This is a genomic window from Phenylobacterium sp., from assembly GCF_030645195.1.
Lineage (GTDB): Bacteria > Pseudomonadota > Alphaproteobacteria > Caulobacterales > Caulobacteraceae > Phenylobacterium.
The window spans coordinates 1-9,619 of sequence record NZ_JAUSLW010000164.1; the positions used below are offsets into that span (position 1 = coordinate 1).

The following is a 9,619-nucleotide window of genomic DNA, read 5'->3' on the forward strand; positions in this document are numbered from 1 at the left end:
TTGGTCTCGCGGGCCTTCTCGATCTGGTCGATGCGGGGCTTCTTGGCGCGCTCCAGCTCGTCGGGGGTGATGTCCCTGGAGCGCAGGTCGGCGGCGATCTTGCGGACGTCGGCGAAGAAGGCCGGCAGCTTCTCCGGCGGGATCTCCACATTGGCCGAGACATAGCCCCAGCCGGGCCAGACCATGGAGTGGTTGTAGCTGACCTGGGGCGAATAGGTGGCTCCCTGGCTCTCGCGCAGCTCCTCGATCAGGCGCAGCTCCAGCACCTCGCCCATGACGGCGGTGTCGCGGGCCTTCTGGGGGTTGGCGAAGAAGTCGTTGGTGGGCCAGGCCAGGAAGCCGATGGCCTGGTCGGCGCGGCCCTTGTGGGTGCGCTGGACGGGGGTCGCCACGCCTGTGGGGAAGGCGACCTGGCGGCGGGCCGGATCGGCGGCCGGCGGCTCCTGGCGCGGGGGCAGGGCGCCGAAGGTGGCGGCGACGGCCTCGATGGCCTTGTCGACGGTGATGTCGCCGACGATCACCACCTCGATGGGGCCGCCTGAGATGGCGGGCGCGATCTCGGCCTGGAATTCGGCGAGCTTGGCGTCGGCGATCTCGCCGCGGCTGGGGAAGACCCAGCGCTGGTCGCCGGGGTGCAGCAGGCCGGCCAGGTCGCGGCTGAGCACGCCGGAATCGGTGGACTCGTACTGGTCGTGGATGGTCTTGCCGGCGGTCTTCAGGCGCTGGAAGGCCTCGGGCCGCCAGCCGGGCTCGGCCACATAGGCGGTGAGCACCTGCAGCTGGGTGTCCAGGTCGTCGGGGCGGGTGCCGCCGGAGAGGACGAAGGCCTCGTCGCCGATGCCGAACTGGGCGCCGTAGACGCGGTTGGCCAGGACCCGCTCCATGTCCTCGGCGCTGATCTGCTTCAGGCCGCCCTCGACATAGGCGCCGGCGGCCCAGGCCACGCTCTGGCGGTCCTTGGGCAAGTCGACCCGGCCATTGCCGACATTGATGCGGACCAGGACCTCGTCGTCCTGGAAACGGGTCGGCTTGACGGTGAGGCGCACGCCGTTGGCGAAGCGGACGAAGACCGCGTCGAGGTCGGCGACCTCCTTGGTCTCCACCACCTTGCCGGGGGTTCCGAAGCTCCCGTAGGGCCAGGCGACGGTGGCGATGGCGGTGGGGGCCGTGACCTCGACCTTGCGCGACGCGTCCAGCGCCTGGAGCAGGGCCGGTTCGCCCCCGGCGATGGGCTTGGGGGAGGTCATGAAGACCAGGGGCCCGTCGCCGTCGAAGGCGGCCTTCAGGGCGGCGGAGACCTGGGCGGCCTTCAGGCCCTTCACGGTGGCCTCGAAGAAGGCCAGGTCCTGGACCGGATTGGTGACCACCTCGTGGTCGGAGAGCGAGCCGACGATCTCGCCGGCCAGTTCGGCGGGGGTGCGGGTGGCGGCGCCGGAGGCGTCGGCCTTGAGGCTGGCGCGGACCTCCTCGATCTCGCGGTCCAGCTCGTCCTGGCGCACGCCGTACCGGATGACCCGGCGCTGCTCCTGGTCGGCGGCGCTGAGCGCGTCCTTCCAGCGGATGGCCTCGGCGTTGACGGTGATCATGGTCAGTTCGGCGGCGTCGTACTCGTCGCTCTTGAAGGCGCCGGCGCCCAGGAAGGGCGGCGCGCCCGAGCGGCTGAGGCTGGAGAAGCGGCGGTTCAGCACCGAGAAGCCCAGGCGCTCGATGAAGTCGCGGCGGCGCTTGGCCACGGTGTCGGGGGCGGTGTCGGGCGGGCCGATCCAGGCCAGCTGCAGGGACAGGGGGGCGCCGCTCTCCACCACCAGCCTGGCCTCCGGGCCGCGGGGGGCGACGGGGCCGAGGTCGGGGTCGGCGCCGGCGGGACCGGTGGGCGTCCAGTCGCCGAAGCGGGCCTTGATCTTGGCCTCCATGGCGCCCGGATCGAAATCGCCCACGGCCACCAGGGTGGCGCGTTCGGGGCGGTAGTACTGATGGTAATAGTCGGCGATCAGGCTGGCCGGGGCGTTCCGCAGCACCTCGACCTTGCCGATGGGATAGCGGGTCGGCGGGCGCTGGCCCTTGAGCATGAAGTCCAGGCGGGCCTTGTAGACGCGGTAGGGTGGGTTATCCCGGGCGCGCTCCTCCGACAGCACCACGCCGCGCTCGCGGTCGACGGCGGCCTGGTCGATGGTGAGGTTCCCGGCCGCCTCGCGCAGCAGCATCAGGGAGGTGTCGAGCGTCTCGGCGTCGGTGCGCGGCAGGTCGAGCTTGTAGACGGTCTCGTCGAAGTCGGTCGAGGCGTTGGTGTCGGCCCCGAAGGCCAGGCCCAGGCGCTCCAGGATCTTGATCATGTCGCCTTCGGGCACGTTCTTGGAGCCGTTGAAGGCCATGTGCTCGAGGAAGTGGGCGAGACCGGCCTGGGCGTCGGTCTCCTGCAGGGAGCCGGCGTCGAAGCGCAGGCGCAGGGCCGCCTGGCCCGCCGGCGTCGACTGCCTGCGGATGGCGTAGCGCATGCCGTTGGGCAGGGCGCCGAAGCGGACCTCCGGATCGGCGGGGACGTCGGAGCGGACCTGGGGCCACTGGCCGGGCGGCGGCTTGGCCGGGGCGACGGCCGGGGCCTTGTCATGTCCGAACCCGAACCCCCCAAGCTTGGGCATCGACAGGTGGGGGACGGCGCAGGCGCTGAGGGCCAGGGCCGAAAGCAGCGCGCCCGCGGCGCGCAAGGGACGGATCATCAAGGCTTTCCGGGTCGATCTCTGGAGAAGGTCGGGCACCATGCGCCGGGGCTCGTGGCGGGCGCAAGGCGGGAAGGGGGCGGGGCCGCCCTACTCGCCGGGACGGCTGACATAGTAGGTGGCGGTGTTGCCCACGGCGTTGGCCACGCCCGAGACCGAGCGGCCGGTGGTCATCGTGGCGGTGGCCGTGGCGCCGACATCGACGGTGTTGGTCTGGCTGTTGGCCACGGTCAGGCGGCCCGAGCAGTCGGAGCAGGAATAGCCGAGGGCGGAGTTGCCGGTGGCCGTGGCCGAGGCCAGGCCGTCATAGCCCTCGCCGCCGGTCCAGGCCGCCACGGCCTCGATGCCGCCGCCCTCGTTGAACTGGGTGTTGTCGATGATCACCTCGCCGCCGATGTCCCCCATCACGGCGCTGTTGCCCACCCCGCTGGCCACGGCCGCGCCGGCGCCGAAATTGGCCGCCGAGCTCTCGGCCTGGGCCCGGACATAGGCCTGGTTGCCCTGGTTGACCGTGGCGTCCAGCAGGTAGCCTTCGTTCACGACGTTGAGGTTGTTGCCGGCGGCGACGGCGGTGGTCTTGGCGTCCTGCACCTGGCCGAAGGCGGTGAAGTGGGAGGCGTGGGTGTTGGCCGCGGTGTTCTGCTGGTCGGCGATCATCCGCACACCGGACCCGCCGTCGCCCGACAGCGACACATTGTTGCCCATGGCGCCGGCAGTCATCTCGGCCGTGCCGGTCACCAGGCCATAGACCCCGCCGCCGTCGGAATAGGCGGTCCCGGCGTTGGCCTGGTTCACGCGGACGCCGGCCGCGGCGACACTGACCCCGAGGTTCTGGTTATTGCCCACCGCCTGGGCGGAGGTCGCCACGTCGCCGGTCTGGGCGTTGGGCGCCTCGATGTGGCTGTGGGCGTAGAGGGTCGAGGCGGTGGTGGCCTGGGTGAACACCCCGGTGAGCGTCCCGCCATAGATGCTGGCGTCGCCGAGGTTGCCGCTGGCGGTGGTGGTCAGGTTGGTGGCCGCCCCGGAATTGGCGGCGACATTGAGCACGGTGTCGGCCACAACGTCGCCGCTGGAGGTCTGGTTGGAGCGCACGTCGAGATCGCCGCCATCCGTGGAGGCGGCATAGACGTTGGCGGTCGCCGTGGTGTTGGCGGTGGTGGAGTCGGTGACGGTCTCGACGTTCAGGGTCTGCTGGCTGAAGACGTCGCCGAGCTGGACCTGGTTGTTGAGGGCCGTGCTGGTCTGACTAGTAGCGACCCCGCACGGCAGAATCCCGGCGAGAATTCCAGCGAGAAGGATCGGACCGCGTTTCAGCATTGTTGGTGCCCAGGTTGTTGTAGGCCGGCACATAGCCGCCGGTGATCCCGACCGTGCCGTCGCCCAGCGGATCGGAGGCCAGGCAGGCGCGCGGTCCGGGCATGCCGTAGAGGTTGGCGGTCATCTCGACGACGGCGCGCTCGACGAGGGCGCGGACGGCGAGCTGCATGGGCTCCAGGGCGCCGGCGCCGGCCGAGACGTCGAAGACGTTGCCGCCCAGGAAGTCGAAGAGGCCGATGCCCACTTCGCGGCCCACCACCTGCTTCTGGTAGGAGATGACGTCCACCACCTCCAGCGTGCGGGTGTTGATGAGCCGCATGTCCAGGCCGATGTTCATGACGAACATGCGCCCGCGGAAGGAGCCCTTGAGCTCCTTGGCGTCGGGGCTGCCGCCGGTGAAGTCGGCGCCGGAGGAGCGGATGTTGAAGTTCAGCTCGGTGACGCCGCCAGCCACATAGAAGTCCGAGCCCGGCACCTGGCCGGCCAGGATGCGCCGATAGTCGGCCGCCTGGTCGGGGGCGGGATTGGGGGCGTCGGAGATCAGCTTGTTGTTGGCGTACTTCAGTTCCAGCTCGGAGACGGAGGTGTCGAAGCGTTCCACCAGGGGCATGCCGGCCTTGGCGAAGGCCGACATGGCCATCAGGGATGCGCCCTGGGTGATCTTGCGGCCCGAGCCGTCGGATTCGGACTTGCCGGTGTAGTCGGCGATGCGGCCCACGGCGATGCGGGGGGCCACCAGCTTGGCGTTGCGCGCATAGCCGGCCATGCAGACCAAGGCCGAGGAATAGGGGGTCGGGTTGGCGGTGACCGGGGCGGTGCCGATGGCCCGGGAATAGTTGCCGCTGGGGCCCGCCACCGGGGTGGCGCAACCGGCGAGACCGAGGGCCGCGGCGCTGAGCGCGCCGGCGACCCGTTGGAGCGGATTACTGACCACTGCCGACCCCTCCGTTAGCGGTGGCGTTGGCGCTCACCGCGCCGGTGTTGGTCTGGGTCGAGTTGATGATGACGGTGTTGTAGTTGCCCTGGGTCACCACGGTCAGGTTGTTGCCGATCGCCGTGGCGCCGCCCGAGAGCGCGCCGACCCCGGCATAGGCGTCCACCACGCCCGAGGCGCTGGAGAAGCTGGACTGATCCTCGCCGGTGAGCATGAGGCCGTCGACGATGATGCGGTTGCCGTTGGCGTCGCGGGTGGAGACCTCCACCGGATGGTTCTCCGACCCGGCCACGCGGCCGTAGCCGGCGTTGAAGTCGGCGGAGTTGGTGGCCATGGCCTGGGCCTGGGCCTGGCCCGCGGCCAGGCCGGCGGCGAGGACACAGGCCAGCGCGAGGAGACGCGGCGCGGCGGGGGGAGCGGCGGCCATGGAAATACGAAAACCTCGCGCGGACCAAACGTCTGCCCAGGCAGGAGCAACGAACGTGCCAAAACTGGACAGCGCGCACTAAAGAGCAAAGACACTGGCGATTTGGTTAATGCGACTCAGCGAACCACCCGGTTTCGCTGTTCTTTTGCGTGTGGAGAGCCCGTTGGACCAACCGCGTGAACCCGCCTTCAACGCCCCCTGGCCAGCCCTGGCCATGGCCGCGGCGATCATCGGGGGGTTCGGCCTGCAGACATTCCTGCCGCCTGAGCAAATCTTGCCGACCTATGGATTCTCGCCCCAGGCCCTGGCCCAGGGGCGCTGGATCACCCTGTTCAGCGCCCTCTTCCTGCATGGGAGCTGGGCCCACGCCCTGCTGAACGGGGTGGCGGTCCTGGCCTTCGGGGCGCCGGTGGCCCGCTACTATGGCGTGCGGCCGGCCGGGGCCCTGGCCTTCCTGCTCTTCTATCTGGCCTGCGGGGCGCTGGCGAACCTCGGCTATGGTTGGGTCCATGCCGGGGACCCGCACCTTCTGGTTGGCGCCTCGGGCGCGGCGGCGGGGCTGATGGCGGCCGCGGCCCGCATGCTGGCGGGGAAGGGGGTTCCCGGCCCCTATCTCAGCCCTCAGGTGGTGGGGATGACGGCGGCCTGGGTGGTGGTGAACCTGCTGATCGCGGTGGTGGGGTTCGCGCCTGGGGCGGGCGACATGCCGGTGGCCTGGGAGGCGCACCTGTTCGGCTACGCCGCGGGCCTGGTGCTGGTGACCCCCTTCGGCTGGCTATCACGTCGGGGTGTAGTCGATTGATCCGCCAGCGATATTGAGCGACCTTGGTTTTTCCGGGGATTACGGAAGGACGCAGCCATGCTTGTTTCGCAAATCCTGAAGGCCAAGGGCGACCTGGTCTTCACAGCCACCCCCAACGAGACGGTGAGCGCCATCTGCGCCCTGCTGCACTCGCGCAGGGTGGGCGCCATGATCATCATGGACGGCGACCGGGTGGCCGGCATCGTCTCCGAGCGCGACGTGGTCCGGGTGATGGCCGAGCAGGGGGCCTCGGCCCTCAACCAGCCGGTCTCGGCCTGCATGACCCGCGACGTGGTGTTCGCCGAGCCGGGTGAGACGGTGAACTCCCTGCTCAGCCGCATGACCGACCGGCGGTTGCGGCACCTGCCGGTCTGCGAGGGCGACCGGCTGATCGGCATCGTCTCCATCGGCGACCTGGTGAAGCACAAGATCTCCGAGGTGGAGGCCGAGGCCGACGGGCTCAAGGCCTATATCGCGGCGGGGTAGGGCGGGGCTCCTCCGGCGGGCGGCCAGAGCCGCTTGCGCGCCCAGAATGTTCTGGGTTTGTTCTTGACTTTTCAGCATCGCCATGGGACCTTTTCGGCTTGGTGAGGGCGGGCGCTCCCGTCCTCAAGGGGACGTTTCGGATGCCGTCGGGTCTGCATGTGTTGGGGCGGCGCAAGCCGCAGGGCGCCGAGATCATGGCGACACCGCCGCCGCCGGCCGAGCCGACGGCTCGGCCGGCGATGCCGAGCCTCTCGGCGGAAAAGTGGCGCCAGCTGGCGCACTGGCAAAGGGACCCGGAGAAGGGCGCGGCGATCCGTAGTCTCCTCGGCAAGGCCTGGAACGCGCCCAATACGGCGATCGGTCTGGGCTATGGCTTGGCGGGATACGGGCTTGGCAAGGTGATGGGGAAGAACCCGCACATTGATGTGCGGAAGGATTCGATCCAATTCACCAACAATCCCTTGGGCGGGGTCGGCGCGATCACGCTTGGAAACGCGGTTGTCTTTAATGGCAATCCCTATGACCCTCACGATTCAGATGGTCCCGATTGGACAAACGATAAGGCGATGAGCCCGCTGGAAGCCGCTCGGAACGCTGAGGGTCATGAGCTCCAACATGTGAAGCAGGGCGAGCAGCTCGGCCCGCTCTATCTGCCTTCGAACCTGCTAGGTGGCGCCTACTCGCTTATAAGGGATCATCAGTGGCACGGGCCTTCCAACTGGAATGAGCGGGGGCCGGGAGCGAACCCGCCCCGGCCATGGGCAAGGCGACCGCAATGAGGATCGCACTCGCAGGCTTGGCCGGCATGATGTGCGTGGCTCTGGCGGGCTGCGACACGGCGCCAAGCCTGAGGATCTACAATCAAACCCCGCAGGTGCTGGTGCTTCCGCTTTACAAGCCTCACCGAGCCGAGATGCGGGCCTACGACTTTCGACTGCAGCCCGGGCGCCACAAGACGGTTTGGGGGAGCGAGATCGACCGACAGATCGTGGTCTCGACTGGCGATTGTAAGTACGACTACGGAAGGCCCGTGACCTTTATGGGGGAGATGAACCACCCGCTCGTGGTCCAGGTGTCACCGGACTTCGTTATCCACCTCTTGGGCAAGAAGGGCGTGCCGGACAAGGTCGGCGTGTTCCACGATGACGCCGCGCCGGGCTTTCCGATCGTCCCGAAGAAGACATGCGCTCAGCCCGGCTTGAACACCTCGGCGCCCTCGCAGGCGGCCGCGTCGGCCAGGCTGTAGCCCTCCAGGACGTCGGAGGTGGCGTCGCGGGCCCTCAAGAGCGCCTCGCGCAGGGAGCAGGTGGCCAGGTCCGGGCAGTCGTCGCACTTGCGGAAGGACAGCCGGCTGACACAGGGGGCGAGCGCCAGGGGCCCATCCATGATGCGGATAATCTCGGCGAAGCTGATTTCGGCCGCGGGGCGGGCCAGGAGATAGCCGCCGAACTTCCCGCGCTTGCTCACCACCACCTTGTTGCGGGTCAGCTCCAGCAGAATCGCCTCCAGGAACTTGCGTGGCGCGTCGGCCCGGGCGGCCAATTCCCCCGATGTGAGTTGGCCGCCGCCGGCGCGGGCCAGTTCGACCAGGGCGCGCAGTCCGTAGCGGGCCTTTTGCGAAAGCATCTGCGGAAACCTCTCCTAACCCCGTGCGCAAAGGGTTTGCGCCCCGTCTTCATAAGGAGAGGCGCGCTCTGTCCACAAGGCGGGGCGCCGATTTGTCACCAAACTGTCGGAAGGGGGTTGCGCGGTTTCGAACCCGCTCATATAAGCCCCCCTCGCTCGGACAACGGGGCGGCGGACAACGGCTTCAGGCGCTACCAAGCACTTGAAATCATTGTTCTTCGTAACGCAGTTCAAGCGGCGATCGGATCTCCGGTCGGGACTTGGAGCCTCGGTTCCAACCTCGGCGCGAAGGTTTCCTTTCATCGGTGTCCAGATCTTCTGGATCGGTGAAAAGAGTTCGAAAGAGCCGGTTGACACTAAGGGGTGCGGCCACTAGATACGCCGCTCCTCGCTGAGGGCCAGACGGGCCGCAGCGAAGACTTAGAGGCCTTAAAAACCTCTTGCTTTTCGACTGCAGATCGTTATGTTCCGCAGCTTCAATCGAATCGTTACGGACTTGATGGGGCTTACCCCTCGGTGGGCCCGGAGCGAGATTTTTGCCTAAATCCGGACCTTCCGGGCTCTGGCGAAAAAGTCCGAAAGGATCGGTTGACACGAAAGAGGCCGGCCACTAGATAGCCGCCTCCGCCGACCACCGGCGCTAAACAGTGGGGCAGGGGAAACCCGGTCACGGTCTTTGACATTGTTGATTTGGAAAGAGAAACGCAGGCGGCGGCGCTCTGGCGATAGTCCTAACCAGACTATCTCGACGCTGACTAAATCTGCGGTCTCTTGAAGACAATACCATATGCCAACCGGTCTTCGGACTTGTTGGTGTTATGTACCTCGTCAAGAACTATGTAGACCAATGCCAGACAGACCTTCGGGTCTGTCACATTGAAGTCAGAGTCAACTCAACCTGAGAGTTTGATCCTGGCTCAGAGCGAACGCTGGCGGCAGGCCTAATACATGCAAGTCGAGCGAGCCCTTCGGGGCTAGCGGCGGACGGGTGAGTAACGCGTGGGAACGTGCCCTTTGGTACGGAACAACTGAGGGAAACTTCAGCTAATACCGTATGTGCCCTTCGGGGGAAAGATTTATCGCCATTGGAGCGGCCCGCGTTGGATTAGGTAGTTGGTGAGGTAAAGGCTCACCAAGCCTACGATCCATAGCTGGTCTGAGAGGATGACCAGCCACACTGGGACTGAGACACGGCCCAGACTCCTACGGGAGGCAGCAGTAGGGAATCTTGCGCAATGGGCGAAAGCCTGACGCAGCCATGCCGCGTGAATGATGAAGGTCTTAGGATTGTAAAATTCTTTCACCGGGGA

Annotated in this window: 9 protein-coding genes and 1 rRNA gene; 5 read left to right on the forward strand and 5 right to left on the reverse strand. The window is 67.5% G+C overall.

Annotated elements, in window-relative coordinates:
* From Q7T09_RS13485 to hfaA, 4 genes are all read right to left on the reverse strand, one after another.
* The coding region (locus Q7T09_RS13485; RefSeq protein ID WP_304700390.1) for a pitrilysin family protein at nt 1-2,717 on the reverse strand (2,717 nt) is incomplete at its 3' end.
* Nucleotides 2,718-2,807: 90 nt separating this feature from the next.
* Nucleotides 2,808-4,034: a holdfast anchor protein HfaD gene (hfaD, locus tag Q7T09_RS13490; RefSeq protein ID WP_304700391.1), complete on the reverse strand. Its 1,227-nt coding sequence runs from the start codon at nt 4,032-4,034 to the stop codon at nt 2,808-2,810.
* Entirely contained in the window at nt 3,964-4,968 is a 1,005-nt protein-coding gene (gene hfaB / locus Q7T09_RS13495; RefSeq protein ID WP_304700393.1) for a holdfast anchoring protein HfaB, read from the reverse strand. The genes hfaD and hfaB overlap by 71 nt, the downstream gene beginning before the upstream one ends.
* Nucleotides 4,958-5,395, reverse strand: coding sequence for a holdfast anchoring protein HfaA (gene hfaA / locus Q7T09_RS13500; RefSeq protein ID WP_304700395.1), 438 nt, complete (start codon nt 5,393-5,395; stop codon nt 4,958-4,960). The genes hfaB and hfaA overlap by 11 nt, the downstream gene beginning before the upstream one ends.
* A 163-nt stretch (nt 5,396-5,558) precedes the next feature.
* On the opposite strand from hfaA, the gene Q7T09_RS13505 reads away from it, so the two are divergent.
* The 4 genes from Q7T09_RS13505 (at nt 5,559) to Q7T09_RS13520 (ending at nt 7,929) form a co-directional block, all read left to right on the forward strand.
* Nucleotides 5,559-6,197 carry a rhomboid family intramembrane serine protease gene (locus Q7T09_RS13505; RefSeq protein ID WP_304700396.1) on the forward strand — a complete coding sequence of 213 codons (639 nt, stop codon included), beginning with the start codon at nt 5,559-5,561 and terminating at the stop codon, nt 6,195-6,197.
* Between the two features lie 57 nt (nt 6,198-6,254).
* On the forward strand, nt 6,255-6,683 hold the full coding sequence (locus tag Q7T09_RS13510; RefSeq protein ID WP_304700398.1) for a CBS domain-containing protein: 429 nt from the start codon (nt 6,255-6,257) through the stop codon (nt 6,681-6,683).
* A 140-nt stretch (nt 6,684-6,823) separates the two neighbouring features.
* Nucleotides 6,824-7,462: a hypothetical protein gene (locus Q7T09_RS13515; protein WP_304700400.1), complete on the forward strand. Its 639-nt coding sequence runs from the start codon at nt 6,824-6,826 to the stop codon at nt 7,460-7,462.
* Nucleotides 7,459-7,929 carry a hypothetical protein gene (locus Q7T09_RS13520; RefSeq protein WP_304700401.1) on the forward strand — a complete coding sequence of 157 codons (471 nt, stop codon included), beginning with the start codon at nt 7,459-7,461 and terminating at the stop codon, nt 7,927-7,929. Before Q7T09_RS13515 ends, Q7T09_RS13520 begins: the two co-directional genes overlap by 4 nt.
* On the opposite strand, the gene Q7T09_RS13525 is transcribed toward Q7T09_RS13520, so the two are convergent.
* Nucleotides 7,872-8,309 carry an Rrf2 family transcriptional regulator gene (locus Q7T09_RS13525; RefSeq protein ID WP_304700403.1) on the reverse strand — a complete coding sequence of 146 codons (438 nt, stop codon included), beginning with the start codon at nt 8,307-8,309 and terminating at the stop codon, nt 7,872-7,874. The two genes, Q7T09_RS13520 and Q7T09_RS13525, sit on opposite strands and share 58 nt — an antisense overlap.
* Nucleotides 8,310-9,203: 894 nt before the next feature.
* Here Q7T09_RS13525 and Q7T09_RS13530 point away from each other — a divergent pair.
* Nucleotides 9,204-9,619, forward strand: a 16S ribosomal RNA gene (locus Q7T09_RS13530); the annotation flags it as partial.